Consider the following 18,025-nt stretch of genomic DNA (forward strand, 5'->3'; position numbering starts at 1 on the left):
TTTTCTCAGTGACGGCGGCCAGTGACAGCGGATCTACCGCTATCAGCGCAGCAGAACGCTGCTTGCCACCTTGCCCCTCGTGGGCCGACAACGTGTGCGAAGCACACCCCATGGACCCTGGGTAACTGGTCCCACCGCGATCAGGCTTCTACAAGGAGCGGATCGCGGCGCCATACGCGCATGCGGCGCGGGCAAGCAGTGAATAGACCGCATACACGGGAGTGGTGTCCCGGGGCCTTTACAAACCGTCCTTGCTGCGGCAAGCACGGTGGCCAGAAACACTTACCAGCTTTGATTACACCATGCCTGTATGACCCAGCACTGCAGTTTATCGCAGCGAACCGCAGTTCATCGGAGCGAACTGCAGTTCATCGCAATTGGGGTGTCACGTGAATGGACGATGTGACACACTCGATTCGCCAGTTGCACTTCTTCGCTATTCCCGTTCAGGCGACATTTCAGGAATGACGTTCGAGGTCATAGATGCAATTTCATCCCACCACCATGAAGCCCAAAACCATGAAGCGACTTTTAATAATTCTCTCAAGTGTCTTCGGACTGCTACTTGGCGGATGCCAATATAACCCAAGCCAGCGCACTGCTCCGGATGCGATTCATTTGCAGACTGATGGCCTTTTCGAGAAGCTTGTCGCCGTCAGGCGAGATCTCCACCAGCACCCTGAACTGGCCGGCTATGAGTCTCGAACTTCAGCGACAATAAGCGCGCACTTGCGTGAAATGGGGCTTGAAGTTCAGACTGGTCAGTACGGCCACAGTGTTATCGGCATACTACGAGGCGGGCACCCGGGAAAGACGGTTGCATGGCGAGCCGAGCTTGATGCGCTTCCTGGCGAGTTCCGTGATCCCGCACTCTTTAGGTCGCAGAATCCCGGTGTTCATCACGCCTGCGGGCACGATATCCACATTGCAATTGCCTTAGGAATCGCCGAGGTCCTTGCGAAGCAGCGAGAGTTCTTGCATGGAACGGTTGTCTTCGTGTTTCAGGCGGAAGAGGAGACCTTCAAAGGCGCCAAGGGCCTGATCGACCGGGGCGTTTTTTCGTCCATCACCCCGGATGAGATCTACGGCGTGCACGTGACGGCATTGCCCGTTGGGCAGATTGTGGTCAAGGCGAATGAAATGTTCGCATATCAGCGGCGAGTCAGCATCAGGCTGAAAAACGAATTGTCGGGAGCGGATATAGTGCAGTTGACGAACAATGTGAACAGTGATCTGTCTCGGAGCCGGACTGGTGCGAAGCCTTGGGAGATTCAGAATATTGACGATCCTGTGATCGGTTTGACGTCCCCGAATACTGCGTTTCAGGACTACCTGATCATGGATGCGACCTTTGATACTCGCACAGAAAACGAAGAGCTTGTTCTTAACTTCTATATATATGAAACAAACGCATCCAAGCTGGATGGCATCATTTCTCGCGTCCAGCGCGTGATTGATGCCAGCGGTCACAAGAGCGAATTGATCTCCGTGTCGTATGTACAAGAGAATCCCACTGTGCTCAATAACGCCTCACTGACTCGCTCTGCCATCCGCATACTGCAGCGAAGCCGCGGAGTTGACGCGGTCAGGCCAGCTTTTGGGCAGGCACCGTTCTTCAATGATGATTTCGCCTACTTTCAACAGAAAATTCCGGGTGTGTACTTTTTCCTCGGTGGATCAAATGCCGAGAAAGGTTTCGTTGCAATGAACCACGCGCCGGATTTTCAAGTAGATGAAGAAAGCATCCGAGTCGGAGTAAGCGGCTTCTCGTCCTTGATCATTGCGCGGCTAGGAACGCCTGACCAGGCTGGGCGAGACTAGGGCGGGCTACGCGCAGCGTGCGTGGTCGCTTTGTGGCGGTCAGATCGACTGGCGCCACGTCTGCATCGGGGGGCGACTTCTGCCCCATCGTGACAAACCGTGAACTTTGCACGCGAGCAAGATGCTATCTTCACCATCTTCGGCCGCGTTCGGCCAAAAACGGACTCTCACAGCGACAGGGGGAAGTCTGACAATCGGACACTGACATCACCACAGTCCTCCATCATTGTCGAGTTTGTGTACGAATGTCAGACTTGATCCTGGCGCCTTTGTGGCCTTGGTGTCTTTGACTATGGCGTCTTATATCGCACTCAACGGTGCTATGTCCAACGTGGTGGCGCTAACGCGATCGGTTAATTATTATTAGGATTTAAATGAAACGCGAAGGATTGGTTGCGGCACCATTGTTGGGATGCATGGGTATTGGTATTGCCGCCATCGAAGTCATCGATCTGGTGCCGAACTCTCGCGAAACTAAAATTTTCAGTCGGAGTATGTTCGTTGGGGCCTTTCTTGTTGTGGTGCTGTTCCTCTACATTTCTTACGCCAAGCGTTCTCGATCCGTTGATCACGGGTGCCAGGTTGAGGGTGAAACGAAGCGAGTGGGCCGCTGGAGTGCGTTTGGTGCTGCGTTTAGCGGGGTGATTACCATCACCTTCACCGCATTAACTGGCGTATCATCCGCAGCCTTTATAACTGCATTGGGTGGTGTAATTAGCGGGTTCATGATTTCACTGTCATTGGCTGTGGTCTGCAAGTATCTGTCGGAAAAATTCAATTCAAGCGGTAGCTGAGGCGACTTGCGGCTGCGGACCTTCCATCGAATATTTGAGAATTGCTACGGATGATTTTATTTTTGGACTTTGATGGCGTACTCCACCCTTTTCCGATGGGGCCGACTGACAGCCATCTGTCGGCAACATCGGCACTGTGGAAGGTCTTAGACACAATCCCAGATGCGTCCGTAGTCATCACATCTACGTGGCGCGAACGATATTCTTTCGCGGAATTGGTTGGACTACTGATGGCTCGCGGCGGCGAGCGTTTCGCCTCGCGTTTTATCGGCGTTACGCCCATCATGGAAAGCGCTACCGATTACGTACCAGGCATTCGCCAACGTGAGATTGAATCGTGGCTGATGGATAATGCAGTCGAACAAGAACCTTATATAATTTTGGACGACATTGAAGAGTATTTCGATTCGACCTGCAAAAATTTGTACCTTGTTGATGGCGTGACAGGCCTTACGGACGATGATGTTGATGCGATTGCACTCTGGTTCAAAACGGTTGTGTGAGGTGAGCGTAGCAGTTCTCGATGTTGCCTCTGGCCTCCAGGAACGAGGGTGTTCGGCCAAGAGCGGTCGGTCGGACGCCTCTAAAACTTAATGCGAAAGCAAGGCCTAATGCGGATTTCTAATCAGGAAGCGAAGGAGCAGGCCATCGTCCTGGCAACAACTTACCTCGCGTCACAACCATCCAGACCAGAATGGCAATCCAAAGCGGTTGATGCTACCCCCGATCTATCGGCAACTCACACAAAGAACCGCAAAACCGTTATCTCGTGGGCCGTGGTCGTGGAGTGGTCAAGCAACGGCAGTGTTCTCGACGGACCGGCGATTTTGCGTGTGAACATTGATACGATGGAAGTATTGTGGGCTTAGCCCCGTGCGTTTTGCCGCACCAGCTGCCGAGGCCGGTACCCAACTTCAACGGTCGAGTACAATCGGCAAAGATCGGCTATTAGCCGACGGTTGATGTAATTACTTAAGGATAAGATTTGGACGCTAATCTTTTCACGCAAAGCGAAACTAACGGATTACAGATGCGTGACGTGTCCTTGTTCGATGACGGCTCTGGCGGTAGCTGTACTTTGCATGTTCAAACGTCCCCGTTTCAAGCTCAAGTGGTATTCTTCTTTGATGACCCAAGCTTGTCTGCATTCGTCGAACAATTAAAGGGTCTAGAGAATACTCTCGAAGGACAAGCACGGTTAGGCAATACTTACGAAGACCCATATATCCGGTTCGTAGGGAATGGCATGGGGCATGTGATTGTCGATGGGGTACTCCAGGTGTCTGGAGACCACATGCAGCGGTTAGAATTTGAATTTCGAACGGACCAGACTGCGTTAGGTCCCTTTATCCAAGGGCTATTAGAAGTAGCAGAGTCGAATAAGCTTTAGTCAGTTATCGGCCAAAAGCCGACATTGTTAATAGACTCCAGCTCTTCAACACCGAATTGTAGAAATTATGATTTCACTTCTGATAAGTACACCTGTTTCCGACACTGGCGTTAGCGATGAAAATAGATTCGGCGGTCAACCTAGTGCCCCTGAAGGCTTATTAAAATGGCCCACCTGTACAACATGCCATGGGAATATGCAGTTTCTTGGCCAACTTCGCTCACGCAGCCAAGGTGGAGGCGACACATTACTCTTATTGTTCATGTGCCAGAATGACCCTGGATTGTGTGATGAGTGGGATGCGGATGCAGGCGGAAATCAAGTGATTTCGGTTGGGTGTGAATCTTTGAAACTGGTTGAACCACCTAAGGCTGGGGAAGTCATTCGTTCTCTTCGGCATGGTGCAAAAATTGAACATGTGGACAGCGATAGCTACGATAGCGCACGGGAAGAATGGAGTAGCACTACGGACCAAAGTATGCGGGATGTTCTTGGCCAAGTAGGAGGGAGTCCTTCTTGGATTCAAGGTGAAGAAATACCTTCTTGTAATTTGTGTGATTCTCCGATGTCGTTTGTTGCTCAGTTAGAAGAAGGCCCTGACTGGAAAACCGCTATGAATTTTGGAGGTGGCGGTTCTGCTTACGTTTACCGATGCAACTGCGACACGAACCAGACAAAGCTGTTCTGGCAGTGCTGAGCAGACTTCAACCGGCTAATACCTGACATCGAGCTAAGTCACCGTTTCGAAACCGACGTACTTTCCATTGTGCTAACAAAATGCTTGTTGTCCCAGAATTTATTACTAAGCTTGCTCCATCTGTTCAACCGCTAGTATTTGAGACGGGTGTCCCAGAATTCCCGTATAGCACTTCTGGCACGGTCTTCCTTGTTGGCTATAAGGGTAAGGCATATGTGATCACGACGCGGCATGGCTTAGCTGCAGAAAATCTACCTGCCATTTGTGTATTCCCTACAGACACATCGCATAAACTTTTGCCTTTGGGGCATATGTTCTCTGTGCCGCTAGAAGACGAGCCTGAGGATTTTATGGACCTCGCAGTTATCGATATTGCGCCATCTGCCAAATCGGATACGGAATTAGGAAAAGCATCGCTCATCGATGCGATTAAGGCATACGAACCTGACTGGACCAGCAACGCGAGAAGTATTCCGCTCTATGTTGTAGGGTATCCCTCCGAACGTTCTGAAATTGATATTAGTACGGGAAACTTGCGAACAGACCGAATCATACTTTCTGGTTCATATGAAGGTCCATCGCCACTTCCTTATTTGCACCTTCTCCGAGTAAGTGGTTCCGAAGAATTTGAATCTTTTAGTGGTTTTAGTGGAGGACCTGTGTTTGCTTTACGCCAAATTGCCGTTGGTATCGTGAAACCGGTTCTATGCGGGATGGCCATTCGTGGCAGTTCAAGTTCAGCACTTTTTCATTTCCTCGATGCTTCAGTGATAATAGATGCCTTGGATGTGAAATCTCGGCTCGAAAGCACTTAGGCTTAAGCCTTGTAGTTACTAACGGCGATATAGTGTCGGCGCGACAATTCCTTTATACTTGGCATGAGCGCGGGAGTGTTCCTCTTGCTGCTGACCGGGTCCGGCCAATAGCGGCCGCTTTAACAGCGAAAGGAAAAGATGAAGGTGCCACCAGACGATTTGCCTATTTAGCGAGTGCTAACGGGCCCCAACGACGCTAATTTTTGCCGTCGCGTTAGCGAGGCGCTAGCTTTAGGTTATGTGCTTTACGGCTCGCCGTCAGTGACGTTTAATGGGGAAAGCGTAGCCCAGGCTGTCGTCTGGCATGCGATTGATGTTTAGTTAGCCTCATCCGTCTAGGGAACCGCTGATTTAATCGATTTTTCGGTCCATTGCGCGTTGTGAGCCCTTGATTTATCAAGAAGTGGATTTTCAAAAAACGAATAAATCAGCGCTTCCCTAGAAGTGGACGTTGAGCTAATTTTCAATTTCTAAGAATTAAATTATCAAGTTCGTTAGAAGCTGAGTTTGGCGTATTTTTTCAGCATGGTCAATAATTAAGGTTTAATTTTAATTTAAAATGAAAAATTGCATTTTTTTAGCTACAGTGTTTGGCTGTTTATTATCTGGCTGCGCCGGTATTGCTCCATCCAATCTTATACCAATTCAAAATGGATGCACCATAAAACTTTCTGACGATCTGGTCTTTGAGGCGAATCGTGGCATTTTTGGAACGCGTTATGAGTTTCGTACTGTGCAAGGAGACTATAGAGCCATTTTTACTGACCAAGGCGGCACTTACTATCAAGGAGCCCCATCCTGCCATAGAGAGAAAGTGGTGGTTGCTGGGGGACTGAAAGGAGAATTAGTAGGAAAGGTAGTTCTTGTGTCGGACTGCGGCTTGTATGTACCTAAGGATTCTAGTAACAAGGTCTCCATGTACATCGTTACCGGAACAGGAGCAAGTATGCTACTTGGCGATACCGAGGAGCAGGTTCAGCGAGCTATTGCCGTCACTACACAGTCCGGAACCAATGCTATTGCGATTGGAGATTCAAAGGATCGGGGAGCACAAAGTAATAATATAGCCATAAGCCCCGCCGTCAATAGCGCTTCGCTTCCTCCTTTGCAAGCTGGGGTTGCGGGTGGGGTCGCTGCTGGCGTGGTAGGCGCGCTTGTGCAGGCAGAGCGAGGTCGGTATTTCACTTTTCCTGAGCAGGTAGAGGCAACGGCGGTACGGCATTCGATCGGACTACTATGCAGGTGACTTACTCGTATTGCTTAATAGTACATTAAACTCATCTTTAGTTTAGATATCTCGTATGGCTACAACGGGTGCCAGCAAACGGCCACAAGCTGCCGATGCGAACCGTGAAGGCCGCTTAAATTTCGGAATAAAATTTATGAAAAATAAAATATACCAAATGAATTTATACTTTCTTTGCAGCGGACTGCTGACTATGGCGATATTGGGGTTTGTCTACTTAGGAAAGTTTAGTCCAGGTCTCTTATTCGGTCCGCTTGCAATTTTCTTTGCTAATCAGGGCGCAGTAATATACAAAGAACGAATCGTCGATCGCGAAAAGTATGAGGAATAAAATTAATTTTTAATCAAAAAACCTTAGGCAGTAAACGGCCAACTGCGGACATTGAAACAATGAAGAAATGACGAAGATGATTCAATTTGGGCTGACTCAGAAACAATTCACTCAGGGCTATTTGCAATCGCTAGATGGCCTATCGGCCCACTCAATTCAATGCATAAGCAACTTACTCCGTCAGCCCATTAATGCTGCAGTCCGAAGCGTTGAGTTTCAAGTGTTCGTAGATGCCGAGAATCATGGTGCACCTTCCATATGGGTCTACTTTATTGGCGATAACATAAAGACCAGCGAACGGTCTTCCGAAATGGCACTCAAGCTCGATGAGTTGGACGAACTAGATGATCGGTACTTCACGGACTTCGATTTTGGTGGCGTGAACATGATAGCCCACGCTCTAACGTCCTGGTTCGCCGAATGTTGGAAGAAGGCTGGCGGCTGGGACTATGGAGTGCCAGCAGTGCTCGATGTTCATGATGGCTTTGGTGATGGCCGGAGAATCCAGCTAACTGAGAAGTGAAGCGCCGCACTCATGTCTGGCCACGGCCAAGAACGGCCTCTCGGCAGCAAGCATGATAAGCCCCAACTATTAAGGTGAATTCAGGAAATGTTAAAAGGCGATATACCCGACAAAAGAGAGTGTGTGTTGCGTGATTTCGAACGCACTATCAATCAGACTCTTCCTGCTGCGTACCGGCAATTTTTACTCTCTACTGGTGGTGACACGCCTCTGGGAAATTCATTTGTAGTTGACGAAGGCGACGAAACTTGGGAGACCGAAGTTTCATTTTTCGGTTTGCAAACAGGCGCGTATTGTTTGTATTCGGTTCCGGAAAATTTTATTGAGTACAAAGGGCGGATTCCGACTCACCTTATCCCAATCGGGAATGACCCGGGAGGCAACCTAATATGTATATCGATTGCTGATGAAACGCGAGGTCAGGTCTTTTTTGCAGACCATGAATATTTTTCTTATGACGGTGAACCAAATAATGATAATGCCAAATTCCTTGCAGAGTCGATTACTGATTTTTTGGACTCTTTACGAGACTGTCTGAGAAATTAGACGCAGGCGTTTGCATGAAACTGCCAAGACTACGGCAGTCATGGCGCATAAATGCGTCTGACTGTAAGCGGCCAAGAGCGGTCGGTTCAATATTTTGGTTTTAAACCAAGAAATTTGACTTGCAATGAAACACGTTATGGAGAAGCGATTGTGAGCAATCTTGAAGCTTACGCACCACTAGTAAACGGCGATGTCTACCCAATGCATGAGGTAGGAGAGGCCTGCAGGTTATTCATCAATCGTTTTCTTGGCGACGACCTTCGTCCGCCGCCACGAAGTATCACTTTGAGCATAACGACTGAGTCCGGTCGCCAGGTGAGGATTGTTGTCCCAAATGACCTAAGCTCGGCAGTGGTATTTTTAGACGACGAGAAAATTTGAAAGGCTTGATTGTCCACCGTTATCGGCCATTAGCTGTCGCCTAATTGTCGTGCATTGTTTGTAAGGATCGAATATGGCTGCCACCAAGCGCTTACAGAATAAGTGCAAAAAATGTGGATACACTTGGTACCCAAGGGGGAAGCATATTTCGTTGAAATGCCCATCTTGTGGCAGCTCGGAAGTTGGATTTGCAGGACCCAGCATCGGTATAGTGGCCTTAATTGTGATTGCAATCCTGGTCTTCGGTGGCAGCAAAAAAGAAACGCCTGTGGAAGCTCCACCAGCGCCATCCGTTAATGCTGAAGATCAAACTGTAGCGGACCATCAAGCCCTTCGGCCGCATTTGGCACCAGAGCAAAAAGATGCGCCAATCGACTCTGGCAATGCACCTCCTGATGCTGAAAAGGTTGATACGAGGATGGAGGCTACAGCCCCTAGTGAATGCGCAGCGGGAAATGAGGGCAAGCCTGCAGATTGCTCGACCTCTGATTGCCCTAGTAGTATGTCTGCACCACAGAACTGCCAGTTGAAACGCGCACCTCAAAACGAGCTTTACTGAACGTGGTAAAGCCGAGTGCCGGCAAGTGGAATTACATTCGGCGCGATGAACTCACTACGGCCAGAAGCTGCCGAAGTACGATTGCTGGTCGAATAATGAAAATTTTGAATAATTGGAACGAAATTTATGTCTGTGTTTCCGCTTTTGACTACTATTGCAATAATCTACGGTTTTTTCAGGCTGAGGAAGAAGCGGAGTGATAAATTTAACGCGATGTCACCCGAAGAAAAAAAGCGTGAGAAGCGTCGGCGGGCTAGAGCAATGCTTTGGGACTAACACATTGCGGCCATATTTGCGGACATTGGTTTGATAAACAATAATGTATTGATAGGGATTTTTGACGATGAGTTATGATTTAATGGTGTTTTTGCCCGAGTCCGCGCCTGCTGACAGAAACGAATTTCTCGATTGGTATGATAATCAGACCGAGTGGGATGAGGGACATTCTTACGATGATCCAAGCGTAACTGCAGCATCGCTAAGAAATCTATTTAAAGAATTGGTGACTATTTTTCCTGCGCTAAACGGCCCGTATGCTATTGCCGAGCTGCCGGAAGATGAGTCCTCGCTGGCAGATTACTGCATCGGTAAGCCAGTTCTTTACATCGGATTCTCTTGGGATAAGGTTGACCAAGCTTATTCTGAGCTTCATCGGCTCGCAGCAAAACACAAGGTGGGATTCTTCGACGCGAGTTCGGATTCTGGCGCAGTATGGCTACCCAGTGCAGATGGTCGGCTGGAGCTCGCACACGAACATCAGAAGTAACTCATCTTGCGCCGGCTTCCGGCCAAACCCGGACTAAACTCATAACGAGAGGGCGTAAGTATGAAAAGAACGATATTTCTTATAGCCATCGCGGGGTTCGCGCTGCCTACGTCGGCCCAAACGTTGAGCATCGATAGTATTGCAATGGATAGTCTTCACGTCGCGGGCCGCTATTGCAAATTCGGGGCGCAGCGAGACACGGTGTTGATTAGCGATTGGAATAAGAAATTTTGGATGAGAATTGATGGCAAGACAGTCGAGTTCGAAGGCCAGAAGAAAGATGTCGAAGTTGAGAGTCAGCTGAAAAATAAACGCTGGCATGAGGTATTAAAAGCTGATGAAGTCACTGTCTACATAGACTTGGTTGAAACCGGACGAGGCGATGACTCAGCCTCGTTCAGGGGCACGGTCGATGTACAACGTGGCAGCGTGAGGAAGCACTTCTTAGTTGCCGGTGGATGTGGCGCATAACGGCCACATGCGGACCTTAGCTCAATCGAGTCCGCGCCTAACAAAAATGATTCCCTATTTATGCATATCGCTCTGTCACTCATTCTGCTGTCGTCAGTATCCAGTTCTGTCATGGCGCAGGCCGAGACGGACCTGCCCCTTACGGAAGCAACTCAGCAAGTGAATGTGGCAAGCAGCCGAGATCCGGACTGGAAGCCGTACCGTAAGATGCTGGACGGTATCGATGCATTCGACCGCTACCATTCTTTGGCGCCGCAAGCCCAGCTGAAATTTATTTTACGCCCACAACAGCCTCAGCTGGCAACAGCCGATCTCAAACTTCGCATCGTCGGGGATAATGTGAGCGTCGAGATTCCGATTGCGGCCGACATGACTTTCTCAGTACCCCGCGACGATTCTGCAGCAAAAGATGATGCAGACCTCCGACTCAGCGCCAAAAAGGGCTTGTTTCGCTGGCGGCCCGACATCCATTCCGCTGGCATCCCTCCCGGAACAAGGCGCCTGGGTGATCTACGTCTGGAATGCGAAGTGAGATGGGCTGTCGACAAATTTGACGCGTCGTTGATCAAACTGGCCTATCTAGTTCCGTTGGGCGGAGTTTGTCACACCTCTAGAAGCCGAGTTTTTTATTCGACTAACGCCCCCATTACGGGAGCTACGCTGGTGTCGGGCTCGCGCCGCGAAAGGCTTCCGGCAGAGCGTCTAGATGCAAAAGACCGCGCGCGTTATGCGCCACCGCTGCATGATCAAAGCTGGCCGGATGACACGCTGGTGGAATTTGAATTAACGGTTCCGAATAACGCTACCAAGGCCGATGCAGTTAGCTTGCCGTAATCGGCCAGCAGCAGCCATTCAATATATGGGAGAAAGAGTTATGAAATCAGTGCCTTGTCCGTGTTGCGCCAAAGAGTTATATGCAACGGCCCAAATTGAAGGGCCATATTTCGGTAAAGTTAGCGGACCTCCGCTTGAGCAAGATGCGGAAGGTCCGTATATGATTTGCTCGCATTGCTCGTGCCGAATTAGCTTTATGGGAAGCGGTCAACTCATGCTTTCTCCCGCTCAAAAATGCAGCAAGCATGCGGAGAGAGCCGGTGCCTAACGTACAAAGGCTGCCGTAAAAAAAATTCAGACACTATGAAATCAAATCCATCTCATAAAACCGTTGGCGCGAAATCCGTTCGATAAATATCAAAGTAAGAAATTTCCTTAATAGTTCATTCAAGAAAATTAATATAGAAATGTCGCCTACCACTACTAAAGCTCCGCCCGCCCCAAAGAAAACAAAAAAACCCACTGCTAAAGTTCCGCCTCCGCAAAAAAAACCAAAGAAGGTTAGAACAGAAATTCCGCGAGATGTTGCAGCGCGTGTTCAGTTTTTTTCTGATCGAATTTGCTGTGTTTGCCGTCTGCCTGATAAGCCAATCCAGATTCATCACATTGACGACAATCCAGACAATCATGCCGATGTTAACTTAGCCGTATTATGCTTGGATTGTCATAATGAGACTATGATTCGTGGCGGATTTAGTCGAAAACTAGATGCTGATCAAGTGATTCTTTATCGGAATGACTGGCATCAGATTGTAAAGAATTCGCGAGCAAGCAATCATGATTCGCATAATGAGGACGAATCGCTATTCGACATTACATATGCAACAACTATCGCTGAAATTTATCGAGAAGATGAAAACTTTGAAGCTTTAGCACGCCACTATCATGCTTTGGGAAATAATGAGCTTAGGGATAAGTACGTAGAGAAAGCGATAGCGGTAGGCTGTGATGCGGCAACTCATGTGTATCTTCGGAGTATTCAGAAGAAGACAGAAATTATTCCTGAAGACGTTTTGAAACAACGTTTAAGCGAACTCGAAGATAAGAAGTGGATTCTTGCAAAGGCGCGTTTTTTTAAACATATCGGGGATCCGCTTGCCGCTACTTCTGACTATCTGGAGGGAATTTCAACTCGTCTTCAAGAGAAGAGGTATTTCACCGCAGCGTACTATCTTAAAGAACTTGCCGAGTCTGGACTTATAGAGCGACTCTTTGAGCTAGCATTGCACGATGCCGAAAAACGGAATGACCTTTGGTGGCAGGTGCGTGCACTCGAAGAATTAGGCCGCTATGACGATTCCCGAGACCTCGTTCTACAGAACGAGAAGGCGATATTAGAAAGCGAAAATAATCTGTTATTCCGAGAGTTGCTTGCTTTAGCCAAAGGAGATCGCATAGGTTGGTTAAATGCACGAAAGGCGCTGGCTGGCACTGGCAACTGAAAACTTATTTCCAAGGGCGATGAAGGGAACTATTGAAAAGTAATAATAGCCGCTTTGCTAGGCAAAGTTAGCTTCGAGGCCACAGGCGGCTTCGGGGCGAAAGCGGACCCAGCATTTGTAATGAAGTTATGTGGTTTTTTTAATTTTTTAAATTTTTATATGCGCCAGATATTTTATCTGCCTAATCAGTTCTGGCACTTCTTTATCGTTTGAAATAAAATAAATAAAGTGTATAAGAACGAGAATTTCTGCTTTTATTCGAGGGAGCACTTGAGGGGGGGAGCTCCTTGTGGACCCAGCCCAAAGCTTGGATTCATCACGCTTCCAAGCCGATTTTCGATTCCGGCTCGGGCTCCATTCCTCTGCATCAGCTCATCACATTGCTAGCGATACTTGGCCAAAATCCCGCTCAGCACGCCGGTGTTAAGCAAACGGGTTTGCGCGTTGCTCAAGTCCCGCAGCGTCACGCTGCTGTATTTGGGGCGCGCGCAATACATGGAAAAACGGCTGACCACAACCGGGGTGAGCCGCAGCCCTTTAAGGGTAGGATCGGTCTTTTGTTGATACTCGAAGTCCAAGGTACGCATGACCATGAAATCGGTCCGTCCGGCCACTTGCTTGAGTAACGAGGACATTTCGTTGCTCGCATCGTCCCGTTTGGCGCGGCCATCGGCGAACAACGGGTCCAGGCTACGGTAGCTATAGCCGAGCACGGTTCCGATGCGCGCTCCGGATAGCTCATCTATGCTTTCCACAGGCTTGCCGTTCAACGGGCCGATCAGACGTTCCTCGACATCGAAGAACGGGGCCGGCCAATCATACTGCTCGACCTGTTCGCTTGTGAGCCAATCAGGGCTGATGAAGCAACGCAAATCCACCAATTTTTGGGCCACCGCCATATCCTGGCGCTTGCGCGGCAACAGCACGTAAGCAGGCGTCCGTCCCAACTCCTTAGCCAGCGCATCCTGCCAATCCTTGGTGATGCCGGCAGCCAGTATCAAGCGCGCGTTCGGTCCCCGCTCCACCAGGCCAAACGGCATGGTGCGGTTCTCCAGCATGAGAAACCGGACAGGCTGAACCGCATGCGCGGACAGCATTGCAGCGGTGAACAAGGAGAAGACGCCTACAAGAAATTTACATCCACGCATTGAGAACCTGCCCGCCAATTGAGATATGTGCCGAAGCACACATTATCAACGTCAGTCACTGTTTGCTAGTAGCGATATGCGGAAGCTGTCCCGCAAATGCCACATGATTTCCTGTTGCGTGAGAATCTGTGACTTTTTCCGTGGGGCAGAATGATATGCTGCGCCCCGCATGAATTGATCACTTTTACTACTTGTACCTATGTTCTTTCAACGTCGTTCCATCCTTCTTATGGCGAGTTTCCTTGCGACGTGTGGTTTGTCGCCATCAATTTTTGCAGCTTCGGCACCTATGAACGAAAAAATATTTTGGCAGTTAATTGACGCAGTAAAAAATGAGGCGGGCATCCACATCGAGTCCAGACCGGCAGTTTTACAAAAGCATCTCTCATCACTCCGACCCGAGGAAATTCAGGCCTTCCAGCAACGATACGAAGCTCTCCTGCTCGAAGCCAATAGCTGGAGTCTGTGGGGCGCGGCTTACCTCATGAACGAAGGATGCTCCGACGATGGATTTAAGTACTTCCGTGACTGGCTGATTTCTGAAGGTGAAAAACGCTTCAAGGAAGCGGTTGCGAACCCTGACTCGCTGGCCTCGGTTGCGCGTCTCGACCATTTTGAACTTGAGCTATTCGGGTATGCCGCTCTGAAGGCATACGCCGCAAAGGGAGCAGGAGAGTTGGAGCGCGATTTCAAAGTGGAATATGCCGTCACCGCCGGACATGAATGGCTCGAATCGGAGTTGCCTCAGCTGTTTCCTGCGTTGGCCGCAAAATATACTGGAAAGTAGTTCGTTCATGAGACGGACAAAAAAAACCGCGCATCTCCAAGGAGAACGCGGTTTTTTCAATTTGAACTATCGCATTACCACATGATCACGCGCTGCTCAGGCGGCAGGTACATCGGATCGCCCGGCTTGATGTCGAACGCCTGATAGAAGCCAGGCTGGTTCATCACGGTGCCTTTCGCGCGGAACTCTCCCGGCGAATGCGGATCGCTCTTGATCTGGGCGATCGCCGCTTCAGGGCGCAGTTTGGCGCGCCACTTCATGGCGAAGCCGATATACAGACGCTGCTCGCCGGTCAGGCCGTCCAGCACCGGCGATGGCTTGCCGCCCAGCGAACGCTGATACGCCTGGTAGGTGATCGACAGACCGGAGTTGTCGCCGATGTTTTCACCCAGCGTCAGCTCGCCGTTGATGAAGTAGCCCGGCACCGGGCTGTAAGCGCCGTATTGCTTGACCAGGCCGTTGGCGCGCGCCTTGAAGGCGGTGCGGTCTTCGGCAGTCCACCAGTTGCGCAGGCGGCCCTTGGCGTCGTACTGGCTGCCGGAGTCGTCGAAGGCGTGGCTGATCTCATGGCCGAAGGTGATGCCGAGCAGGCCGTAGTTGACCGCATCTTCAGCCTTCACGTTGAAGAACGGCGGCTGCAGAATCGCGGCCGGGATCGTGATCGCGTTCAGCGCAGGGCTGTAGCTGGCGTTGACGGTTTGCGGCGTCATCGACCATTCGTCACGATCAACCGTCTTGCCCAGTTTTTCGAGGTTGCGCTGGCGGCTCCACACGCGCGCCGCGCGCACGTTGGCGATCAGGTCGTTCGGCTGGGTTTTCATGGCGCTGTAGTCGCGCCATTTTTCCGGATAGGCGATGTTCGGCTTCAGGGCCGCCAGCTTGAGCTGGGCTTCCTTCTTGGTCTCCGGACCCATCCAGTCCAGCTTCTCGATGCCGTCCTTGAATGAGGCGACGAAGTTGTTGAACATGGCCATCACGCGCGGCTTGGTTTCCGGCGGCAGGTACATCTGCACATACAGTTTGCCGACCGCATCGCCCAGCGCGCCGTCGGTGAAGCGCAGGGCCAGTTGCCACATCGGTTCGCTTTGCGGGACGCCGCGCACCACCGTGCCTTCGAAGGCGAAGCGTTCCTTGACGGCTGCGCTGTCCAGATAGGATGCGTAGCTTTCGATAATGCGCCAGGTGAAGTAGCTCTTCCACGATTCCAGCGGGATGTTGGCCACGGTCTCGGAGAAGCCGCCGAGGAAGCTCGGCTGACGCACCACGGCCGACGATGCCTTGGTCGCGAGGCCGGCGGCGGCGAAGTATGCCTTCCAGTCAAAGGCCGGCGCCAGCGCGGTGAATTTGTCGAAGTCGACGCGGTTGTACGATTTGACCGGGTCGCGCATCTGCACGCGGGTCCATTGCGCTTCGGCCAAGCGGGTCTCGATGTCGAGGATCTGGGCGGCGTGGGCGACGGCCTCCTTGTCGCCGCTCATGGCCAGCATGGTCTCGATGTGCTGCTGGTACTTGGTGCGGACGGCCTTGAGCTTGGCGTCGTCGCCTTTGAGGTAATAGTCGCGGTCAGGCAGGCCCAGTCCGGACTGGCTGACGTTGACGGTGTAGTGCTCTGGATCCTGCGCATCGGCGGCGACGCCGGCCGAGAACGGCGTCTGGATGCCGTTGCGTTGCAGGTAGGCGAACAGCGCCGGCAAATCCTTCTTGTCCTTGACGGCGGCCACGTGGGCCAGATCGGCCTGCAATGGCTTGAAGCCGGCGGCGTCGCGGGCTTTTTCGTTCATGAAGCTGGTGTACAGGTCGGCGATCTTGTGCGCGTCGCTGCCTGGCTTGCCCGGATTCTTGAGTGTGGCTTCGATCAGCGCGCGCAGCTGAACCTGCGCGGTTTCGCGCAATTCGATGTAGGTGCCCCAGGTCGATTTGTCGGCCGGGATGTCGGTGTTGCGGGTCCAGATGCCGTTGACGTAACCGTAGAAATCGTCCTGAGGACGTACCGCCGTATCCAGGGTTTTCAGATCGATGCCGGAGGTCTGCTGGGCGTGCAGCGATGGCGCGGAAAGGACGAGCAGGGCGCAGCAGGCGGCGCTGATAAGCGAACGTTTCACGAAGATTCCTTTAATGTTAAAGAGCATGCCGGGACCAGGCATGCGACCCCAGATTATACTCGCCGGACAGTTTTGGTAAAGATGATTAAAAAACCATAAATCAGTGAAAGTCAAGCCGCTTTTGCAGGCACGCTACAGTCCAGTCCGCTATCGATTGTTATTATTTCGACAGCGTGCTATTGTTGACTTGCTGTGTTTTCAAAATGGCAATTATCTTTCAATACTATCAATAAACTACGAAACGGGGATATCATGACGGTGAAATCTGCATTGAAGACTAGTGTGTTGGCCGGGCTGTTGGGTTTGGCGCTGCAAGCGCAGGCCGCGACGATCATTATGAATTTTGACGGCGTCACCTCCAACGCCGCGGTCAACGAGTTCTACAACGGCGGAACCGACGGCGCCGGCGCGTCGGGCGTGAATTACGGCGTTAGTTATCACGATTTCATTGCGACCGATGGTGCGTTCGGCCAGACCTCCTTGCCCAACCTGGCTTACAACGGTGCGGAGTTGGCTGTGGCCAACGTGGCGGCGGGTTTCACCAGCCTGTCGTTTACCTCCGGCGCGTTTACGACTGCCTATATGGACGTGTATTCGGGCCTGGGCGGCAGCGGAACGTTGCTGGGTTCGGTACAACTGGGCACCGATCCTTTCTCCTTTTCTGCTACTTCGGTGACGTTCAGCGGCGTCGCGCAGTCCTTCGTTTTGCGTGGCAACGCGAGCCAGGCGGGCATCGACGATGTGCAGATCACCACCGTGCCTGAACCCGAAACCTACGGCATGATGCTGGCCGGGTTGGCCCTGGTCGGCGTGGTCGCGCGGCGCAAGCAGCGCGCTTGAGCCCCCGCGCTCGCTAAAGCCGCCTGCGGGCGGCTTTTTTTTTCGCCTACAGCGGCAGCGCCGTTTCGTACTTCACCTCGCGCAGCGCCACGCTGGTGTTGACCTGCGATACGCCGTTCAGTTTGACCAGCACATTGTGCAGGAAGTCGTGATACGCATCCATGTCGGCCACGATGACCTTGACCATGTAGTCCGAACTGCCCGTGGTTTCGTAGCATTCCACCACTTCCGGCCGCAGCCGCATCGCTTCCTCGAACTGTTCGACCACGCCTTCCGCATGCCGCAGCAGCGAGATGTGCAGCAGGCACACCACCGCCAACCCCAGCTTGCGGCGGTCGACCAGCGCGGTGTAGCGGACGATATAGCCGCTGTCTTCCAGCTCCTTCTGCCGGCGCCAGCACGGGCTGGCCGACATGCCGATCTTCTCTGCCAGTTCGTTCGATGAAATCCTGCCGTTTTTTTGCAGTTCGGCAAGGATTTTGACCGAGGCCGGGTCGATAGAAGTGTTTTTCATTTATTTGCTCGTTTTGAG

The 18,025-nt window shown here is 51.3% G+C and carries 22 protein-coding genes; 19 read left to right on the plus strand and 3 right to left on the minus strand.

What is annotated here, in order from left to right:
• Positions 1-483 precede the first annotated feature (483 nt).
• The 17 genes from GEV02_RS19535 (at position 484) to GEV02_RS19615 (ending at position 12,616) form a co-directional block, all read left to right on the plus strand.
• Positions 484-1,821: a M20 metallopeptidase family protein gene (locus GEV02_RS19535; protein ID WP_217433148.1), complete on the plus strand. Its 1,338-nt coding sequence runs from the start codon at positions 484-486 to the stop codon at positions 1,819-1,821.
• Positions 1,822-2,195: 374 nt separating this feature from the next.
• Entirely contained in the window at positions 2,196-2,615 is a 420-nt protein-coding gene (locus GEV02_RS19540; RefSeq protein WP_152839553.1) for a hypothetical protein, read from the plus strand.
• A gap of 50 nt (positions 2,616-2,665) precedes the next feature.
• On the plus strand, positions 2,666-3,118 hold the full coding sequence (locus GEV02_RS19545) for an HAD domain-containing protein (protein ID WP_152839554.1): 453 nt from the start codon (positions 2,666-2,668) through the stop codon (positions 3,116-3,118).
• Between the two features lie 482 nt (positions 3,119-3,600).
• Positions 3,601-4,005: a WapI family immunity protein gene (locus tag GEV02_RS19550; RefSeq protein ID WP_152839555.1), complete on the plus strand. Its 405-nt coding sequence runs from the start codon at positions 3,601-3,603 to the stop codon at positions 4,003-4,005.
• 67 nt (positions 4,006-4,072) lie between these two features.
• Complete coding sequence (locus GEV02_RS19555; protein WP_152839556.1) at positions 4,073-4,702, plus strand: hypothetical protein; 630 nt, start codon at positions 4,073-4,075, stop codon at positions 4,700-4,702.
• 80 nt (positions 4,703-4,782) lie between these two features.
• The gene (locus GEV02_RS19560; RefSeq protein WP_152839557.1) at positions 4,783-5,517 is read left to right on the plus strand and encodes a serine protease family protein; all 735 of its coding nucleotides are present in this window, start codon (positions 4,783-4,785) and stop codon (positions 5,515-5,517) included.
• 174 nt (positions 5,518-5,691) lie between these two features.
• Entirely contained in the window at positions 5,692-5,838 is a 147-nt protein-coding gene (locus GEV02_RS19565; RefSeq protein ID WP_328595866.1) for a DUF1737 domain-containing protein, read from the plus strand.
• A gap of 238 nt (positions 5,839-6,076) precedes the next feature.
• Positions 6,077-6,763: a hypothetical protein gene (locus GEV02_RS19570; RefSeq protein WP_152839558.1), complete on the plus strand. Its 687-nt coding sequence runs from the start codon at positions 6,077-6,079 to the stop codon at positions 6,761-6,763.
• 55 nt (positions 6,764-6,818) lie between these two features.
• Complete coding sequence (locus GEV02_RS19575) at positions 6,819-7,094, plus strand: UbiA prenyltransferase family protein (protein ID WP_152839559.1); 276 nt, start codon at positions 6,819-6,821, stop codon at positions 7,092-7,094.
• Between the two features lie 67 nt (positions 7,095-7,161).
• Positions 7,162-7,617 (plus strand): hypothetical protein, encoded by a 456-nt coding sequence (locus tag GEV02_RS19580; protein ID WP_152839560.1) that lies wholly within the window; start codon positions 7,162-7,164, stop codon positions 7,615-7,617.
• 87 nt (positions 7,618-7,704) lie between these two features.
• Entirely contained in the window at positions 7,705-8,163 is a 459-nt protein-coding gene (locus GEV02_RS19585; protein ID WP_152839561.1) for an SMI1/KNR4 family protein, read from the plus strand.
• A gap of 51 nt (positions 8,164-8,214) precedes the next feature.
• Entirely contained in the window at positions 8,215-8,544 is a 330-nt protein-coding gene (locus GEV02_RS19590; protein ID WP_152839562.1) for a hypothetical protein, read from the plus strand.
• Positions 8,545-8,617: 73 nt separating this feature from the next.
• Positions 8,618-9,103, plus strand: a complete 486-nt coding sequence (locus tag GEV02_RS19595) for a hypothetical protein (protein ID WP_152839563.1) — start codon at positions 8,618-8,620, stop codon at positions 9,101-9,103.
• Between the two features lie 343 nt (positions 9,104-9,446).
• Positions 9,447-9,869: a hypothetical protein gene (locus GEV02_RS19600; RefSeq protein ID WP_152839564.1), complete on the plus strand. Its 423-nt coding sequence runs from the start codon at positions 9,447-9,449 to the stop codon at positions 9,867-9,869.
• 60 nt (positions 9,870-9,929) lie between these two features.
• Positions 9,930-10,340, plus strand: coding sequence for a hypothetical protein (locus GEV02_RS19605; RefSeq protein ID WP_152839565.1), 411 nt, complete (start codon positions 9,930-9,932; stop codon positions 10,338-10,340).
• Positions 10,341-10,400: 60 nt separating this feature from the next.
• The gene (locus tag GEV02_RS19610; protein ID WP_152839566.1) at positions 10,401-11,174 is read left to right on the plus strand and encodes a hypothetical protein; all 774 of its coding nucleotides are present in this window, start codon (positions 10,401-10,403) and stop codon (positions 11,172-11,174) included.
• 407 nt (positions 11,175-11,581) lie between these two features.
• Positions 11,582-12,616, plus strand: coding sequence for an HNH endonuclease signature motif containing protein (locus GEV02_RS19615; protein ID WP_152839568.1), 1,035 nt, complete (start codon positions 11,582-11,584; stop codon positions 12,614-12,616).
• 383 nt (positions 12,617-12,999) lie between these two features.
• On the opposite strand, the gene GEV02_RS19620 is transcribed toward GEV02_RS19615, so the two are convergent.
• Positions 13,000-13,728 carry a substrate-binding periplasmic protein gene (locus tag GEV02_RS19620; protein ID WP_235922840.1) on the minus strand — a complete coding sequence of 243 codons (729 nt, stop codon included), beginning with the start codon at positions 13,726-13,728 and terminating at the stop codon, positions 13,000-13,002.
• Between the two features lie 325 nt (positions 13,729-14,053).
• Here GEV02_RS19620 and GEV02_RS19625 point away from each other — a divergent pair, with 325 nt between their 5' ends.
• Complete coding sequence (locus GEV02_RS19625) at positions 14,054-14,551, plus strand: DUF4240 domain-containing protein (protein ID WP_152839572.1); 498 nt, start codon at positions 14,054-14,056, stop codon at positions 14,549-14,551.
• Positions 14,552-14,625: 74 nt separating this feature from the next.
• Here the strand turns inward: GEV02_RS19625 and GEV02_RS19630 are convergent, their stop codons facing one another.
• Positions 14,626-16,653 carry a M13 family metallopeptidase gene (locus GEV02_RS19630; RefSeq protein WP_328595867.1) on the minus strand — a complete coding sequence of 676 codons (2,028 nt, stop codon included), beginning with the start codon at positions 16,651-16,653 and terminating at the stop codon, positions 14,626-14,628.
• A 252-nt stretch (positions 16,654-16,905) separates the two neighbouring features.
• Between GEV02_RS19630 and GEV02_RS33135 the strand changes: the two genes are divergently transcribed.
• On the plus strand, positions 16,906-17,493 hold the full coding sequence (locus GEV02_RS33135; protein ID WP_217433149.1) for a PEP-CTERM sorting domain-containing protein: 588 nt from the start codon (positions 16,906-16,908) through the stop codon (positions 17,491-17,493).
• Between the two features lie 46 nt (positions 17,494-17,539).
• Here GEV02_RS33135 and GEV02_RS19640 read toward each other — a convergent pair whose 3' ends face one another.
• Complete coding sequence (locus tag GEV02_RS19640; RefSeq protein ID WP_152839575.1) at positions 17,540-18,007, minus strand: Lrp/AsnC family transcriptional regulator; 468 nt, start codon at positions 18,005-18,007, stop codon at positions 17,540-17,542.
• Positions 18,008-18,025 lie beyond the last annotated feature (18 nt).

The sequence above is a fragment of the Rugamonas aquatica genome, assembly GCF_009380215.1.
Lineage (GTDB): Bacteria > Pseudomonadota > Gammaproteobacteria > Burkholderiales > Burkholderiaceae_D > Rugamonas > Rugamonas aquatica_B.